18 protein-coding genes and 5 tRNA genes are annotated in these 16,712 nt (G+C 52.5%); 21 read left to right on the top strand and 2 right to left on the bottom strand.

Annotated elements, in window-relative coordinates; translation table 11 throughout:
- Window positions 1-69: 69 nt before the first annotated feature.
- Entirely contained in the window at window positions 70-273 is a 204-nt protein-coding gene (locus CWE23_RS05365) for a YheV family putative zinc ribbon protein (RefSeq protein WP_105305501.1), read from the top strand.
- 9 nt (window positions 274-282) lie between these two features.
- Here CWE23_RS05365 and queG read toward each other — a convergent pair whose 3' ends face one another.
- On the bottom strand, window positions 283-1,422 hold the full coding sequence (gene queG, locus CWE23_RS05360) for a tRNA epoxyqueuosine(34) reductase QueG (protein ID WP_105305502.1): 1,140 nt from the start codon (window positions 1,420-1,422) through the stop codon (window positions 283-285).
- Between the two features lie 25 nt (window positions 1,423-1,447).
- Here queG and CWE23_RS05355 point away from each other — a divergent pair, with 25 nt between their 5' ends.
- The 10 genes from CWE23_RS05355 to CWE23_RS05310 all read left to right on the top strand — a co-directional run bounded on the left by CWE23_RS05355 (window position 1,448) and on the right by CWE23_RS05310 (window position 12,706).
- Window positions 1,448-2,965, top strand: coding sequence for an NAD(P)H-hydrate dehydratase (locus CWE23_RS05355; RefSeq protein WP_105305503.1), 1,518 nt, complete (start codon window positions 1,448-1,450; stop codon window positions 2,963-2,965).
- 18 nt (window positions 2,966-2,983) lie between these two features.
- Window positions 2,984-3,439 (top strand): tRNA (adenosine(37)-N6)-threonylcarbamoyltransferase complex ATPase subunit type 1 TsaE, encoded by a 456-nt coding sequence (gene tsaE, locus CWE23_RS05350; RefSeq protein ID WP_105305504.1) that lies wholly within the window; start codon window positions 2,984-2,986, stop codon window positions 3,437-3,439.
- Window positions 3,436-4,773, top strand: coding sequence for an N-acetylmuramoyl-L-alanine amidase (locus CWE23_RS05345; protein ID WP_105305505.1), 1,338 nt, complete (start codon window positions 3,436-3,438; stop codon window positions 4,771-4,773). Before tsaE ends, CWE23_RS05345 begins: the two co-directional genes overlap by 4 nt.
- Entirely contained in the window at window positions 4,773-6,509 is a 1,737-nt protein-coding gene (gene mutL, locus CWE23_RS05340) for a DNA mismatch repair endonuclease MutL (protein ID WP_126819691.1), read from the top strand. The genes CWE23_RS05345 and mutL overlap by 1 nt, the downstream gene beginning before the upstream one ends.
- Window positions 6,510-6,512: 3 nt before the next feature.
- Entirely contained in the window at window positions 6,513-7,463 is a 951-nt protein-coding gene (gene miaA, locus CWE23_RS05335) for a tRNA (adenosine(37)-N6)-dimethylallyltransferase MiaA (protein WP_126819690.1), read from the top strand.
- 141 nt (window positions 7,464-7,604) lie between these two features.
- Window positions 7,605-7,862 (top strand): RNA chaperone Hfq, encoded by a 258-nt coding sequence (gene hfq / locus CWE23_RS05330; RefSeq protein WP_105305508.1) that lies wholly within the window; start codon window positions 7,605-7,607, stop codon window positions 7,860-7,862.
- 26 nt (window positions 7,863-7,888) lie between these two features.
- Window positions 7,889-9,181: a ribosome rescue GTPase HflX gene (hflX, locus tag CWE23_RS05325; RefSeq protein WP_105305509.1), complete on the top strand. Its 1,293-nt coding sequence runs from the start codon at window positions 7,889-7,891 to the stop codon at window positions 9,179-9,181.
- Between the two features lie 54 nt (window positions 9,182-9,235).
- A complete protein-coding gene (gene hflK / locus CWE23_RS05320; protein WP_105305510.1) occupies window positions 9,236-10,396 on the top strand; it encodes an FtsH protease activity modulator HflK in 1,161 nt (386 codons plus the stop codon).
- Window positions 10,396-11,289 (top strand): protease modulator HflC, encoded by an 894-nt coding sequence (gene hflC / locus CWE23_RS05315; RefSeq protein WP_105305511.1) that lies wholly within the window; start codon window positions 10,396-10,398, stop codon window positions 11,287-11,289. Before hflK ends, hflC begins: the two co-directional genes overlap by 1 nt.
- A 121-nt stretch (window positions 11,290-11,410) precedes the next feature.
- Window positions 11,411-12,706, top strand: coding sequence for an adenylosuccinate synthase (locus CWE23_RS05310; RefSeq protein ID WP_105305512.1), 1,296 nt, complete (start codon window positions 11,411-11,413; stop codon window positions 12,704-12,706).
- Between the two features lie 89 nt (window positions 12,707-12,795).
- Here CWE23_RS05310 and CWE23_RS05305 read toward each other — a convergent pair whose 3' ends face one another.
- Entirely contained in the window at window positions 12,796-13,056 is a 261-nt protein-coding gene (locus tag CWE23_RS05305) for a hypothetical protein (protein WP_126819689.1), read from the bottom strand.
- Between the two features lie 54 nt (window positions 13,057-13,110).
- Here CWE23_RS05305 and CWE23_RS05300 point away from each other — a divergent pair.
- The 10 genes from CWE23_RS05300 (at window position 13,111) to rplK (ending at window position 16,711) form a co-directional block, all read left to right on the top strand.
- Window positions 13,111-13,186, top strand: a tRNA-Thr gene (locus tag CWE23_RS05300).
- Between the two features lie 16 nt (window positions 13,187-13,202).
- A tRNA-Tyr gene (locus tag CWE23_RS05295) sits at window positions 13,203-13,287 on the top strand.
- A 38-nt stretch (window positions 13,288-13,325) separates the two neighbouring features.
- Window positions 13,326-13,400 (top strand) — tRNA-Gly (locus CWE23_RS05290).
- A 13-nt stretch (window positions 13,401-13,413) separates the two neighbouring features.
- Window positions 13,414-13,489: transfer RNA gene (locus CWE23_RS05285), tRNA-Thr, on the top strand.
- 74 nt (window positions 13,490-13,563) lie between these two features.
- Window positions 13,564-14,748, top strand: coding sequence for an elongation factor Tu (gene tuf, locus CWE23_RS05280; RefSeq protein WP_075610518.1), 1,185 nt, complete (start codon window positions 13,564-13,566; stop codon window positions 14,746-14,748).
- 69 nt (window positions 14,749-14,817) lie between these two features.
- Window positions 14,818-14,982, top strand: a complete 165-nt coding sequence (locus CWE23_RS13820) for a hypothetical protein (protein ID WP_157982910.1) — start codon at window positions 14,818-14,820, stop codon at window positions 14,980-14,982.
- A 112-nt stretch (window positions 14,983-15,094) separates the two neighbouring features.
- Window positions 15,095-15,170, top strand: a tRNA-Trp gene (locus tag CWE23_RS05275).
- A 53-nt stretch (window positions 15,171-15,223) separates the two neighbouring features.
- Window positions 15,224-15,604: a preprotein translocase subunit SecE gene (gene secE / locus CWE23_RS05270; protein WP_105305515.1), complete on the top strand. Its 381-nt coding sequence runs from the start codon at window positions 15,224-15,226 to the stop codon at window positions 15,602-15,604.
- 1 nt (window position 15,605) lies between these two features.
- Window positions 15,606-16,145, top strand: a complete 540-nt coding sequence (gene nusG, locus CWE23_RS05265; RefSeq protein ID WP_105305516.1) for a transcription termination/antitermination protein NusG — start codon at window positions 15,606-15,608, stop codon at window positions 16,143-16,145.
- Window positions 16,146-16,282: 137 nt separating this feature from the next.
- A complete protein-coding gene (rplK, locus tag CWE23_RS05260; protein ID WP_105305517.1) occupies window positions 16,283-16,711 on the top strand; it encodes a 50S ribosomal protein L11 in 429 nt (142 codons plus the stop codon).
- The last annotated feature ends 1 nt before the right edge of the window (window position 16,712 follow it).

The following is a 16,712-nucleotide window of genomic DNA, read 5'->3' as shown; positions in this document are numbered from 1 at the left end:
CGTTTGCCTACGTTAAGGTAGAATAGGCACAGTCTACCATTTTCGCGGATAGCTGACACAGGAGTCATTGTGGCACGACAGAAAAAACGCTTTATCGCAGGGGCAACCTGCCCCAAATGCAAGGCGATGGATACGCTCATGCTATTCCTCGAGAACGACGTCGAACAGGTTGAGTGTGTCGAATGTAAGCATCGCTTCAGCGAACCGAAGGAGCAAGGCGGCGGCAGTCAACGTCAATTTGATCAGGTCATCGGGGTATTTAAACCAGAATAAGCTGCGCCATCAGGCGTCGCGGGGTAACCCTTTTTCGACCGCTCTTACCAGCCGTTTTAACTGTTGTGTGGTTTTTGCCACACCACTACGTTGGCGCTCCAGTGCCCAGTCGATGTGCTCCTGAACCATGTCGCTGACTTCACCACTACGTTGTTCCAATGCTTCAATAATGGTGACATCGGCGTTGGCGTTTCCAAGTGCCACAGCAAGGTTGCGCAACCAGCAGTCAAAACCAATCCGGCGAATCGGTGAGCCTTCCAGCCGCTCCAGAAAGGTTTGTTCGTCCCATTGCCACAGGGTAAGTAATTCAGGGCTATGTAAATACTGGCGGGGGTTGAAGTCGGCCTCGTCGGTAAGCTGGGCATAGCGGTTCCACGGACAAATCAGCTGGCAGTCGTCGCAACCATAAATGCGGTTACCGATCAGTGGTCGCAGGTGTTCCGGAATCGCGCCGCGTAACTCGATGGTTAAATAGGAAATACAACGGCGCGCATCCAGCTCATAAGGCCCGACGATGGCCTGGGTCGGGCAAATGGTTATACAGGCGGTGCAACTGCCGCAGCCTTCCTCCACCGGTTGGTCGACCGGTAGCGGTAAGTTAATCAGTAACTCACCAAGAAAAAACCATGAGCCACTGTCTCGATCGAGGATCAGTGTGTGCTTACCGGTCCAGCCAAGCCCGGCTTTTTCGGCCAAAGGACGCTCCATGATCGGTGCCGAATCGACAAATGGACGAAAATCGGTGCCATCGAATGCGGCCTTAATTTTATCACCCAGCTGTTTCAGCCGTTTGCGCATCAGCTTATGGTAGTCGCGGCCTAGTGCATAGCGAGAGATAAAGGCTTTGTTGGAGTCGTTAAGCGTTTTCGCAAAGCCCGCTTCTACGGGCAGGTAATTCATCCGTACCGAAATGGCCCGCACGGAACCCGGGTGCAACTCAGCTGGGCGTGCTCTGAGCATACCGTGCCGTTCCATAAACTCCATTTCGCCATGATAGCCTTTATCCAGCCAGTCTTGTAAGCTAGCTTCATGACGACTCAGGTCTAAGTCCGCAATACCGACTTTTTGAAAACCGAGTTCAGCGCCCCAACGTTTTATGTCGGTCGCCAGTTGGGCCAGTTGTTGTTCGGTGAGCGGCTGCTTGGGCATGACTTACTCGCTTTTGGGGGCAATAATGTCAGAAACGGCAACAGTAAGTTTATCACAAAGTCTTTACCGTGCAGAACAGGTACGTGAAGGGGAACAGCAGGCGGCTGAGCGCAGCGGTTTGAGCATGCGTGCATTGATGGCCGCAGCCGGGAAAGCCGTGTTCCAGCAGTTACAGCAACAGTGCCACCAAGGAGCCCGAGTTGCGGTATTTTGCGGGGAAGGCAATAATGGCGGCGACGGCTATGTGGTAGCGCGCCTGGCACAGCAGCAGGGCTACCGGGTAAGCGTGTTCGCGCTTAAGCCGGATGCAGAGCTGCAACAGGTTACCAGCAATGATGCACAACACGCGCGTCAGGCCTGGCGCGACCTAGGTCAGCAAGAACACCGGTTTGACGAATTTGAGGCAACGCAGTTTGATATTGTGGTTGACGCGGTGTTTGGCATTGGCTTGAGTCGGCCGCTGGAAGGTCGGTTATTACGCTGGACGCGTGATGTTAATCAATCCGGGCTGCCGGTACTGGCGGTGGATATTCCGTCTGGTATTGATGCTGATACCGGTGCCGTATTGGGGGCAGCCATTAAGGCAACGCTGACCGTTACCATGGTCGCAATCAAGCGCGGACTCTACACGGGTGAAGCACCGGCTTTTGTGGGGCAACTGCAGCTCGCTGATTTGGGTGTCGGCGAGGCGTTCTTCAACGCGAATAAAGCCGATTGGAAGCTGGCAGGTTGTGACAACTATTATGACTGGCTCGGTAAACGACGGGTGAATGCCCATAAAGGTGACTTTGGTCATGTGCTGGTCGTTGGCGGGGGCGAAGGTATGCCCGGTGCTGTGATATTGGCAATGAAAACCGCGTTGCGCACCGGCGCAGGCAAAGTATCGGTTGCCTGTCACCCGGATAATGTCGGAGTGATTGCCGCGGCGCAGCCCGAGGCGATGGTTCATGGTATCCATGCAAGTGATGCATTGAAGCCGCTGCTGGCTCAGGCAACGGTGGTGGTGATTGGACCGGGCCTTGGTCAGAGCGAATGGGCCAAAGCCTGTTTTAACGAAGTCATTAATGGCAATAATAATGTCAAAGTGGTTGACGCGGACGGGCTGAATTTGCTGGCGCAATCGCCACAACGCTCGGATCGTTTTGTGTTAACCCCCCATCCCGGTGAAGCAGGACGTTTATTGCAAAGCTCGGCAAAGGACGTGGAACAAGATCGGTTTAGCGCGGTCGAATCACTTCGCCAACGGTTTGGGGGCCAGGTGCTGCTGAAAGGGGCGGGTAGCCTGATCAGCTCTGAACGTGGTAATTTCGTCATCGGCCGTGGTAGTCCAGCGCTGGCAAGCGGCGGCATGGGAGATTGTCTGGCCGGTTTGATTGGCTCACTGCTGGCGCAGAAATTGGCACCGGCGCAGGCACTCGTTGCAGGTGCCTATTGGCATGCAGTGGCGGGTGAAGAGGCCGGAAAGGATGGTGAACGCGGCACGCTGGCGACCGATTTGTTGTTACCGTTACGGCGCCTGGTGAACGGCCTGCCGCTCGAATAATTATTGATAGGATACGCAGTGACACGGCTTCAACGAGATTTAGCAAACGAACAGGACACACTGGCTTTCGCCGCGCGTTTTGCCGAAGCGATAAAACAGCCTGTGGTGATTTATTTACACGGCGATTTGGGTGCTGGCAAAACAACGTTTTGCCGCGGCATCATTAACCGCTTGGGGCATCAAGGGGCGGTAAAAAGTCCGACCTACACCTTAGTTGAGCCCTACCAGCTCAATAACTGGCGAGTGCACCACTTTGATTTGTACCGGTTGGCGGATCCGGAGGAACTCGAATACATGGGGATTCGGGATTACTTCGCCAATGACACGCTGAATCTGATCGAATGGCCTGAGCGTGGTGAAGGATGGCTTCCGCAAGCCGATATTGAAATCACGCTAAGCTATTATGAGCAGGGTCGTCGCATTATTTTGGACGCTAAAAATAAAGACGCAGAAGCGTTATTACAACAATTATGAATTACCGTCGTATTTTCGGGAATGTGTGGCAATCTGCGCTGGTGCTGATACTTACTTTGGCACCGGCGTTAGCCGCTGCCCAGAACAGCATTGAAAGTATCAGGGTATGGCCGTCGCCTGATAAAACTCGGATTGTCTTTGACTTAAAGAAGGCGCCGGACTACAGCTACTTTACACTGTACGGTAGCGACCCTTTACGATTGGTTATCGATTTTAGTAACACCAGCCTTAAGACGTCGCTGGACGAGCTGGGGGAAGATTCTTTGCTGGTCGATCTCATTCGTACCAGTACCCCAAAAAATAACAATGACACGCGCATAGTGATTGAGTTAGCGGCCAAGAGCGAACCGCAAATTTTCCCGTTGCCGGCGAACGAATCCTATCCGGACCGCTTAGTCGTTGATTTGCCGGGCAAGTCAGCGGAGCGCAGTGGCCCGGCCAAGTCCATCGCTGAATTAAAGGATCGTAAAGTAACCATCGCTATCGATGCCGGACACGGCGGTGATGACCCTGGTTCAATTGGTCCAAGCGGTACCTACGAAAAAACTGTGGTACTAAAAATCGCACGCGCACTGGCCAGCATGATTAATGACGATCCTGGTATGCAGGCCTATTTAATTCGTTCCGGCGACTACTATGTTGATTTGAACCTGCGCCCTCAAAAGGCGTGGCAGGCAAAAGCCGATTTTTTCGTGTCAATTCATGCGGATGCGTTCCGTACGCCACAGCCGCGCGGTGCCTCGGTGTGGGTGCTGTCGAAGCGGCGGGCGGATTCTGAAGTGGGTCGCTGGTTGGAAGGCACCGAGCGCAAATCGGAACTGCTCGGTGGTGCGGAAACCATTATTCGTGATACCGGGCATGAACCGTTTTTGGCGCAAACGCTGTTGGATATGTCGATGGACAGTTCGATTGCCGGCGCGTATTCGGCCTCTCGTTACATTATTGACGAGATGAGTCGCATCACAAAAATGCACAAAAGCAAGCCTCAGGCAGCCAGCTTTGCGGTGTTGAAATCGCCGGATAAACCGTCGTTACTGGTGGAAACCGGATTTATCTCTAACCCTCATGAGGAACGTCTGCTGAACAGTAACGGCCATCAGCAGAAACTGGCGCGTGCAATTTATAACGGCATTCGACAATATTTTGTCAATAACCCATTAGATAACACCTACCTGGCCAATCACGGCACCATCGAATATACGGTGAAGTCGGGGGACGCCTTGTCACTGATTGCTGAGCGTTACGGCACCACTGTGGCGGCGATCAAACGCGAGAACAACCTGAAAAGTTCGGTGCTGCAAGTCGGCCAAAAACTGACCATCCCGAGCCGCTGATGCCGATTCGCCAACTTCCTATCGAGCTTGCTAACCAGATCGCCGCCGGTGAAGTGGTCGAGCGCCCGGCATCGGTGGTCAAAGAGCTGGTCGAGAATTCGTTAGATGCCGGCGCCGACCAGCTGGTGATTGATGTCGAAAATGGCGGCATCAAACGCATACGGATTCGGGATAATGGCTGTGGCATCAGTAAAGACGAGCTGGCGTTGGCGCTGAGCCGCCATGCAACCAGTAAGATTGCCTCTTTAGATGATTTAGAGGCGATTCAAAGCCTCGGCTTTCGAGGGGAAGCCTTAGCCAGTATTAGCTCGGTTTCGCGGCTCAGGTTAACCTCTAAACCGGCACAGCAAAGCGAAGCCTGGCAAGCCTGGACCGCCGGTCGCGATATGGCGGTACAAATCGAGCCAGCGGCCCACCCTGACGGTACCAGCATCGATATTCAGGATATTTTCTTCAATACGCCGGCGCGGCGTAAGTTCCTGCGCACGGAAAAAACCGAATTTGCGCACATCGACGAAACGCTCAAGCGCATCGCTCTGAGCCGCTTTGATGTCGACATCACACTGAACCACCAGGGTAAGCGGGTACGCCATTACCCGCGCGTCAAAGCGACCGACGAAAACAGCCAACGGCGACGGGTGGCGAAGGTTTGTGGTGCAGGCTTTGCGGATAGTGCACTGGCAATATCAGCCAACGCCGAACCCTATCAACTGAGTGGCTGGATTGCACCGGCGGAGGCCTGCCGGCATCAGGCTGATATTCAGTATTGTTTTGTTAACGGCCGCATGATGAAAGACAAATTACTGAGTCATGCTATTCGTCAGGCTTACGAACGCTATTTATTGCCGGAACGTGTTCCGACGTACGTGCTCTATTTTTGCTTGCCGCCACAGCAAGTGGACGTTAATGTTCATCCGGCCAAGCACGAAGTCAGGTTCCATCAACAGCGGCAGGTACATGACTTTATCATGCAGGCGGTTGCCAACGCACTCAGTCAACAACCTCAGCAATCAGCGGATCAGACACCACCACAGGCACAAGCCGCAAGGCCGCAGCCATCGGGGGATGCTAAGCCAGCACATGGCTACCAGACCAAGACGTCCGCATTAAATGAGCGTTTGTCGGGGTATCGTGCAGGACCGAGTATTTTGCCAAATGCCGCCGCCGTTGTCCGTCCGCGGGACGAATCGGAGCCGGCTGCTGTTGTTGAGAAAACGCCAAGTTGGCGCGCGTTAACGGTGGTTAGGCAACGTTGGTTACTAATGAAGGATGACGAGCAGGTGGCCTGGCTGGATTTACAAACGACGCAACGAAAGGTGTTGACCAGGCAGTTACAGCAGCAATTGCAGCAGGGCTTGAGTGGTCAACCGTTATTGGTCGAGGTGAGCGTTGATCTGAAACAGTTTGGCATTAGTCCTCAACAGGTGCTGGAGCAGGCCGATACCCTCAATCGCTGTGGCCTGAATTATCGATTAAAGGGGTCTCGTTTAGTGGTCGATACCGTGCCCTCGATGTTACGGCAGGGCAATGTTGCGCATCATTGTGTTGGTCTCATCCGCACCGTTCTGGAAACCCAGCAACTGGAGCAACTGGCTGCTTGGCTTGCCATGCGCGGACTCAACGAGAGCTATTCGTTAACTCAGGCTGAGTACTGGCTCAATCAATGGCAACAGCAGTTGGGCGCTGATCGCGGATTGGTGTATGATCTGGAGCCGCCCGCGGCAGCAACTGAGTAAGCAATGAAACCAAACCCTTTTGTGATCTGTTTATACGGCCCGACCGCCGCCGGTAAAACCGCGCTGGCGTTGACGTTGAGTGAGCAATTACCGTGCGAGATCGTCTCGGTTGATTCGGCGCTGATATACCGTGGTATGGATATAGGTACGGCTAAGCCTACGGCGCAAGAACTGAATCAGGTCCCTCATCATTTGATCGACATTTGTGACCCCGCAGAAAGCTATTCCGCCGCGGAGTTTCAGCGTGATGCAACGCAGTGTATTGAGGAAATTCTCAGCCGCGGCAAGGTGCCATTATTGGTCGGTGGTACCATGCTGTATTTTAAAGCGCTGTTGGAAGGAATGTCGAAATTGCCTGAGTCGGATGCGGCGGTACGACAGCAACTGACCGACGAGTTGGCGCAGTATGGACTGGCGCACCTGCATCAGCAGTTAAGCCACATCGACCCGCCAAGTGGCGCTCGTATTCATCCTAATGACCCGCAACGAACGCTGCGTGCGCTGGAAGTTTACCGAGTGTCAGGAAAAACCTTAACGGAACTGACGCAAGCTCGGGAAGGCCGGTTGCCGTATCCGCTGTATCAATTTGCCATCGCCCCGCGCGAGCGTCAGCAGTTGCATCAGCGCATCGAGCAGCGTTTTGATGAAATGCTGGCGCAACCATTCGAAGCTGAAGTGCGTGCGCTGTATGAGCGTGGCGATCTGCATCCGGATCTACCGTCCGTTCGCTGCGTCGGTTATCGACAAATGTGGTCGTATCTTGCCGGTGACTATGATTATCAAACCATGCGTGAGCGCGGTATTATTGCCACCCGACAACTCGCTAAGCGTCAATTAACCTGGCTCCGGGGCTGGCCTGATGTGCAATGGTTGGAAACGGGCGCCACCGATCTGTCAACCCGGGTTGCCGCAGCATTACAGCAGCCGGCAAAAAGATTTCCTGACCAGCATTGAAGTTTTACGATCCGCCCATAGATAAGATTTATGTTGCAAAAATTAATGACTGGTCTAGGGTAGATGTGAGTCGTACTTGCTTGTAATACGACGCCTTTTTAAAAGACCTTGGATATAAATAACGAGAATAAGGAATCCAGCATGGCTAAGGGACAAACACTACAAGACCCCTTTTTAAACGCATTACGTAGAGAACGTATACCCGTTTCAATTTATTTGGTAAACGGCATCAAGTTGCAGGGGCAAATTGAATCCTTTGACCAGTTCGTCGTGTTACTGAAAAACACAGTCAGTCAGATGGTCTACAAGCATGCAATCTCAACGGTTGTGCCCGCGCGCATTCCACAAAATTATTTGCCTCAGCAGAACTCGCAGGATTTAGCTGACGCACCGGAATAATCACTCAAGCAGGAGGTCTCTCAAACTTGTTCGACAGATATGAAGGTGGCGATTACGCTATATTGGTCCATATGGACTTACCCGCCGAAGTCGACCGCGAAGACCTCTCGGAATTACAATTACTCGCCGACTCAGCAGGTGTAAAAACACTCGGCGTGGTGACTGCTGCGCGCAGTTCCCCGAGTCCAAAATACTTTGTTGGCAGTGGTAAGGCCGAGGAAATCGCAGAGCTGGTGAAGGAAACGCAAGCCAGCATTGTCATTTTTAATCACGCATTGTCTCCGACGCAGGAACGTAACCTCGAAAAAATTTGTCAGTGCCGTGTGCTTGATCGTACCGGCTTGATTCTCGATATATTTGCCCAGCGCGCACGAACTCACGAAGGTAAGTTGCAGGTTGAGCTAGCGCAGTTGCGACACATCTCGACCCGGTTGGTACGCGGCTGGACGCACCTTGAGCGTCAAAAAGGCGGTATCGGCCTGCGCGGCCCCGGTGAGACCCAGTTGGAAACCGACCGTCGGTTGATTCGTGGGCGCATCAAAAACATTCTTAAGCGGCTGGAAAAGGTGCAGAAGCAACGCGAGCAGGGACGACGGGCTCGGCAGCGTGCAGAAATTCCGACCGTGAGCCTGGTAGGTTATACCAACGCCGGTAAATCAACGCTGTTTAACAAGCTCTGTAGCTCCGACGTTTATGCGGCAGATCAGCTGTTCGCCACCCTTGACCCGACCCTTCGAAAAATCGAGGTGGATGAGGTTGGCACTGTTATCCTGGCGGATACCGTTGGGTTTATTCGTCATCTGCCACACGATCTGGTGGCAGCATTTAAGGCGACCTTACAAGAAACACAAGATGCAACCTTGTTGCTGCATGTCGTCGATATTGCCGATGAACACCACGAAGATAACGTTGATCAGGTTACCGAAGTATTGACCGAGATTGACGCCGGTGATGTGCCGCAGTTAATGATTTGCAACAAAATCGATAAACTCGACGCCGTTACCCCGAAAATTGATCGCGATGATGAAGGCAAGCCGGTCAGAGTATGGGTTTCAGCCCAACAAGGGGAAGGGCTGGAGCTTATTCTGCAAGCGTTGCAGGAGCGGCTGGGTAAGCAAATGGTCGATTTGCGCTTAAAATTACCGCCGTCGATGGGTAAACTACGTGGTACATTGTACAGCCTAAACAGTGTCACGGCTGAGCACGTTGACGAGACGGGGCAACTGAATGTTGCGATAAAAATGTCGGTCGTTGACTGGCGCAAATTACAAAAGCAGTACGATTATCAGCTCGATCAGTTTGTAGATGGGCAAAGATAATTTAGACTGTTACTAAGATACAATTGGCGTATTTAAACTAAAGTGGAGTAGTCCATGGCTTGGAACCAACCGGGTAATGGCGGTGATAAAGACCGCGACCCATGGAAAAACCAAGGGGGAAATGATCAAGGCCCCCCTGATCTAGATGAAGCATTGCGCAAGCTGTTTGCGAAATTCGGCTTTGGCGGCAAAAAAGGCGGTGGCTCGGGCGGCAGCTCCGGGATTCCGGCAAAGGGCGTTGGCTTAATCGCTATTATCGCCCTGATTGTCTGGTTTATTGCTGGCTTTTACACCGTTAAGGAAGCGGATCGTGGCGTCGTATTGCGGTTTGGTAATTTCCACACGCTGGTTGAGTCAGGATTGCACTGGCGTCCGGTCTTTATCGACACCGTGGAACACGTGGACGTTAACAACATCCGCTCGGACAGCACCGAAGGCTTCATGTTAACGCAAGACGAAAACGTGGTCGTTGTGCAATTGGACGTTCAGTATCGCGTCGTCGACCCACGCAACTACTTATTTAACGTGGTTAACGCTGATGCTGTGCTGTCGAAAGCAACCGACAGTGCGCTGCGTTATGTTGTCGGTCATACCACCATGGATGAAGTGCTGACCCGCGGTCGTGAGGACGTTCGTGCGAGAACGCTGGAATTATTAGAGCGTACCGTCATGCCTTATGAAATGGGTTTGCAAATCGTCGACATTAACCTGTTGCCGGCACGTCCGCCGGAAGCGGTAAAAGATGCCTTTGATGATGCGATCTCCGCGCAGGAAGACGAAGAACGCTTTATCCGTGAAGCGGAAGCTTATGCACGTGAAGTCGAGCCTTTGGCGCGTGGTCAGGTTCGCCGTATGTTGCAAGAAGCACAAGCGTATAAGGAGCAGATTATCCTGGAAGCACAAGGTGAAGTGGCTCGCTTTAACGAGTTACTGCCGGAGTACAAACAAGCACCACAGGTAACGCGTGAACGCATTTATCTGGATACCTTACAAGATCTGTACAGCAAAACGCCTAAGGTGTTGGTGGATGTTGAAGGTAGCAACAACATGATGTATCTGCCACTCGACAAGATCCTGGAAAAGCAGGGACGTAACGTGACATCGTTCTCACCGTCGCGGGTACCGCTAGAGAGCTCGAGCAATAGTAATAACTCGATGAACTCAAATGAGGTAGGTACTGGCCGTTCGAGCAATCGTGGTGGAGGTCGAGACTAATGAAAAACCTAATTGCAATTATTGTTGTTGTGCTTGTTGCACTCGGCCTGTCATCGGTTTACGTCGTTAAAGAAGGCGAACGCGCGATACTTATCCAGTTTGGTAAAGTTGAGCGTGATGCCGAGACCGGCGAAGCCCGGGTATTTGAACCGGGTTTGCACTTTAAAATTCCGTTTATCGAAACGGTCAAACGCTTGGACGCTCGTCTACAGACACTGGATGGCGATCCGGATCGGTTTGTGACCAGTGAGAAGAAAGACTTGATCGTTGATACCTACGTCATGTGGCGTATTAACGACTTTTCGACCTTTTATCTGAGCACCAACGGCGGTAACAAGTTGCAGGCGGAAGCCTTGCTGACTCGTCGTATCAACAGTGGTCTGCGCAGCGAATTCGGTAGCCGTACCATCTCTGACATCGTTTCCGGTGAACGTGATGAGCTGATGCGTGAAGCCTTGATTAAAGGCGCTGAAAGCGCGAGTGACTTGGGTGTTGAAGTGGTTGACGTGCGGGTGATGCAAATTAACCTGCCAAACGAAGTCAGCCAGTCGATCTATCAGCGTATGCGTGCTGAGCGTCAGGCAGTGGCAACAGAGCACCGCTCTGAAGGTCGCGAGCAGGCGGAATTTATTCGCGCCGATGTGGATGCACGAGTCACCGTAATGTTGGCGGATGCCAAACGTCAGTCGCGTGAACTGCGAGGTGAAGGTGATGCACAGGCTGCTAAGATTTACGCAGACGCGTATTCTCAGGACCCTGAGTTCTTCTCCTTTATCCGCAGTATGGAAGCCTACACCAAGTCGTTTGAGTCCGGTACCGATGTACTGGTTCTGGACGGCAAGAGCGACTTCTTCAAGTACTTGCAGGACATGCAGGGACAGCTAGAAGACTAGTTCCTGGTCGAGAAAAAGCCCCGGTAGTGATTAAAAAATCACCCGGGGCTTTTTTATGCGCGTGTACAAAAGCGCCGCAACAGGTTAGAATTGCCGCGCTTTTTTTTTACGCGGGGCAAACATGAGTCAGAACGTCGTCATTCTCGGCACCCAATGGGGTGATGAAGGTAAGGGTAAAATCGTTGACTTGTTAACGGACAAGGCCACTTTGGTGGTGCGTTATCAAGGTGGACACAACGCCGGCCATACATTGGTCATCGACGGTGAAAAGACCGTCCTGCACCTGATTCCTTCAGGCATCTTACGTTCCAATGTGCAATGCATTATTGGTAATGGGGTGGTGTTGTCGCCGGAAGCACTGATGGAAGAAATGGCGATGCTGGAAGCGCGCGATGTACCGGTGAAAGAGCGTCTGCGCATCAGCGAAGCCTGCCCGTTAATTCTGCCGTTCCACATTGCGTTAGATCAGGCACGCGAAAAAGCGCGTGGCAAAGAAGCCATTGGTACCACCGGACGTGGTATTGGTCCTGCCTACGAAGATAAAGTAGCACGCCGCGGGCTGCGCGTTGGCGATTTGTTTAACGCGGAACGGTTTGCCGAAAAGCTCAAAGAGCTGGTCGACTTCCATAACTTCGCGTTGACCGAGTACTACAAGACCGATGCCATCAGCTTTGATGATGTGTTGCAGCAGTGCAAGCAGTTTGCTGAAGTCCTGAAACCGATGGTCGCAGACGTACCGGCGATTCTCGATCAAGCGCGCAAGCGCGGCGATAAGATCATGTTTGAAGGCGCACAGGGTACCTTGCTGGATATCGACCACGGTACTTATCCGTACGTAACGTCGTCCAACACCACCGCCGGCGGTGTTGCTACTGGCGCAGGTTTTGGTCCGCGTTACATCGACTACGTTCTGGGCATTGTCAAAGCCTATACCACCCGTGTCGGCAGTGGTCCGTTCCCAACCGAGCTGGACTGTGATGTCGGTGAACACCTTGGCGTAAAAGGGCATGAATTTGGTGCCACGACCGGGCGTAAACGCCGTACGGGTTGGTTAGACGTGGTGGCGATGCGCCGCGCCGTACAAATTAACTCAATCAGTGGTTTTTGCTTAACCAAACTTGACGTTCTCGACGGCTTGGATGAGTTGAAAATCTGTACGGGTTACAAGTTGGCAGACGGTTCCATCAGCGAATACCCACCGCTTGCCGCAGAAGATTATGATGTGGTTGAGCCGGTGTACGAAACGTTAAAAGGTTGGCAGCAAAGTACCGTTGGCCTGACTCAGCACAATGAACTGCCGCCGGAAGCGTTGGCCTACATTGCTCGCATCGAAGCCTTGACCGGCGTACCTGTGGATATTATTTCCACCGGTCCGGATCGCGCGGAAACGATCGTCCTGCGTCACCCGTTTAATTAACGCCTGCGGCGTCGGCCGTTTGCCCGTTCCGGGCGGCATTTTATCGCCTGCGGCGATGGCCGTTTGTAACCTGCCTTCGGCGGTTACGGCTATTTGCCGCCTGGGGCGGCGGCAAAACCCAAAGCGAGGGTGTTTATGTTTTCCCGCGCCGCAGGCTCAAAAGGCCGTACGCAAGCAAAGCGAGCGAACAAACAGCCATCGCCGAAGGCGATAAACAGCCATTGCGTAGCAATAAACAGCCGTGCCGGAGGCACAAACGGCCATCGCGGCAGCGATAAAATTGCTGGGATTTTGTGCGAAAAAGTCAAAAACTGAGCAACTGACCATAAAATATAAATTTTTTTGCGCAAAGCTATTGCACTATCAAAATTAGTACCATAGAATGCGCTCCACCTAACCGGGGTGCCGGCATAGCTCAGCTGGTAGAGCAACTGACTTGTAATCAGTAGGTCGGGAGTTCGACTCTCTCTGCCGGCACCAATTCAAATTGCATTTGGGAGGGGTTCCCGAGTGGCCAAAGGGATCAGACTGTAAATCTGACGGCTCAGCCTTCGCAGGTTCGAATCCTGCCCCCTCCACCACGCAATTTCCTTGGTTTTGAGGTGGCCCAAATAGTTCAGCGGGTGTCGTATAGTGGCTATTACCTCAGCCTTCCAAGCTGATGACGCGGGTTCGATTCCCGCCACCCGCTCCAAGCTACAATCCGTGCTGATATAGCTCAGTTGGTAGAGCGCACCCTTGGTAAGGGTGAGGTCGGCGGTTCAAATCCGCCTATCAGCACCATTTCTTATTTGGCCCATCTGACAAACCACCGGTCGTAAGGTAAACACCGAAAGAATTTTGTTAGAGAGGCTGCAATGTCTAAAGAAAAATTTGAACGTTCGAAGCCGCACGTAAACGTCGGCACCATTGGTCACGTTGACCACGGTAAAACTACCCTGACCGCTGCTATTACAACTGTTTTGGCAAAAGTATACGGTGGTGCGGCGAAAGACTTCGCAGCCATCGATAACGCGCCAGAAGAGAAAGAGCGTGGTATCACCATCTCAACATCACACGTTGAGTATGACACTCCAGCACGCCACTACGCTCACGTAGACTGCCCAGGACACGCTGACTATGTTAAAAACATGATCACCGGTGCGGCGCAGATGGACGGCGCAATCCTGGTAGTAGCAGCAACAGACGGCCCAATGCCACAGACTCGTGAGCACATCCTGTTGTCACGTCAGGTAGGCGTACCTTACATCGTAGTATTCATGAACAAATGTGACATGGTTGACGATGAAGAGCTGTTAGAGCTGGTAGAAATGGAAGTTCGTGAACTGTTATCAGAATACGAATTCCCGGGCGACGACCTGCCGGTAATCCAGGGTTCAGCCCTGAAAGCACTGGAAGGTGACGAAGAGTGGTCGAAGAAGATCATCGAACTAGCAGACGCCCTGGACAGCTACATCCCAGAGCCAGAGCGTGACATCGATAAGCCATTCATCATGCCAATCGAAGACGTATTCTCGATCTCAGGTCGTGGTACGGTAGTCACCGGTCGTGTCGAGCGCGGGATCATCCGCACTGGCGACGAGTGTGAAATCGTAGGTATGAAAGAAACCACCAAGACAACCGTAACGGGTGTTGAGATGTTCCGTAAGCTGCTTGACGAAGGTCGTGCAGGTGAGAACATCGGTGCGTTGCTGCGTGGTACGAAGCGTGACGAAGTAGAGCGTGGTCAGGTATTGGCGAAGCCAGGTACTATCACTCCGCACACTAAGTTCGAAGCAGAAGTCTACGTACTGAGCAAAGACGAAGGTGGCCGTCACACGCCATTCTTCAAAGGCTATCGTCCACAGTTCTACTTCCGTACAACGGACGTAACCGGTGCGGTAGAGTTGCCAGAAGGCGTAGAAATGGTAATGCCAGGCGACAACCTGAAATTCGTGGTAGAGCTGATTGCTCCAATCGCGATGGACGAAGGTCTGCGTTTCGCCATCCGTGAAGGTGGTCGTACTGTAGGTGCAGGTGTTGTATCTAAGATCATCGACTAAGCAGTATCTTGCGCCAGAGGCGCAAGCTACCGCTTGCTAAAAAAACCCGGCTTCGGCCGGGTTTTTTTTATGTCTGGCGTTCGCGTTGCTCACTTGCCAGGCACCGCTGACGCGGCTTGTCCGCGCGTGCGCTGCGCGCACTTGCTTTTTTTAACAGCAAGCGAGTGCGAAGCACGAGGCGCCAAGCAAGCGGCGGTTGGCCGCGCCAAGCAAACCGGCGCAGCCGGTGCCTAGCAACCGAGCGCAGCGAGGGCCAGGCGCGAACGAAGTGAGTGTTGCGCTTCGCGCAGTCTTAGGTATAATACCGCGTCCAATCCTGAGCCCTTATTTCGGCGCAGGACAGTATAGGGGCGTAGTTCCAATGGCAGAACAGCGGTCTCCAAAACCGACGGTTGGGGGTTCGAATCCCTCCGCCCCTGCCAGATTTTATGAAAGTTCGTTGAGCGAAACGGCTAGTCGCAATTAGGATTTTAGAATGAGCGCAAATAACGAGACGCAAAGCAGTTCCTTAAATAGCGTTAAATGGATCATTACCATCGCCTTGTTAGTCGTTGCTATTGGCGGCAACCATTATTACACGGAAGAAATCTCCGTGCTTTATCGTGCGATTGGTGTAGTGATTCTGGTTGGCTTAGCGGGCTTTACCGCAGCAATGACAACGAAAGGGCAGCAATTTCTGTCGTTTGCCAAAGAAAGCCGCACAGAAGTGCGTAAAGTGGTTTGGCCTTCGCGTCAGGAAGCCACTCAGACAACGTTGATTGTCGTTGTGGCGACGGTTATCGTTGCGCTTATCCTTTGGGGCTTAGACGGCATTCTGGTGCGCGTGGTTGGTTTCTTAACCGGATTGGAGATTTAATATGAGCGATACGAAGCGTTGGTACGTTGTACAAGCTTTTTCCGGTTTTGAGGCGCGTGTTGCTGAGTCGCTGAAAGAACACATTAAAATGCACGGCCTGGAAGACAAATTTGGCGAAGTACTCGTGCCAAAAGAAGAAGTGGTCGAAATGAAGGCCGGCGTGCGCCGTAAGAGCGAACGTAAGTTCTTCCCGGGGTATGTGCTGGTTGAGATGGTCATGGATGATGAAACGTGGCACTTAGTGAAAAGCGTACCACGGGTATTAGGATTCATCGGCGGTAGCAGTGAGCGTCCTACACCGATTTCAAAGCGTGAAGCTGACGCGATTTTGGATCGCTTACAAGACTCACAAGACAAACCGAAACCGAAAACCTTGTTCGAACCGGGCGAAGTCGTGCGTGTTAACGACGGTCCGTTTGCTGACTTTAATGGTACCGTTGAGGAAGTCGACTACGAAAAAAGTCGCGTTACGGTATCGGTCTCTATCTTCGGCCGTGCAACGCCTGTAGAGCTAGAGTTCAGCCAGATCGAAAAAGCGTGAGTAAAAAATAGCCGACAAGGCATTGATCGTGGATGCGAATTCGCCTATAATTCGCGTCCTTTTTTAACGGGGAGCCGATTGAGTAATTTGACTCTGACAAGTTACGAGGCGTTACACCCACAACAGAGGTGATAATCATGGCGAAAAAAGTATCAGCCATCATCAAGTTACAGGTAGCTGCTGGTTCAGCTAACCCTTCACCACCAGTTGGTCCTGCATTGGGTCAGCATGGTGTTAACATCATGGAATTCTGTAAAGCGTTTAACGCACAGACCGACAGCCTGGAAAAAGGTGCACCGGTTCCTGTAGAAATTACAGTTTTCGAAGATCGTTCATTCACGTTCATCACTAAGACACCTCCTGCAGCCTTCTTGCTGAAGAAAGCAGCCGGTATCAAGAGCGGTTCTGGTCGTCCTAACACTGAAAAAGTGGGTACCGTTACTCGTGCGCAATTAGAAGAAATTGCGAAAGTGAAAGAACCTGATCTGACTGCCGCTGACCTTGACGCAGCAGTTCGTACTATCGCCGGCTCTGCCCGTGCGATGGGCCTAAATGTGGAGGGCTAAT

The sequence above is a fragment of the Idiomarina aquatica genome (assembly GCF_003987185.1).
Taxonomy (GTDB): Bacteria; Pseudomonadota; Gammaproteobacteria; order Enterobacterales; family Alteromonadaceae; genus Idiomarina; species Idiomarina aquatica.
This window is presented reverse-complemented; position numbering and strand designations above follow the sequence as displayed.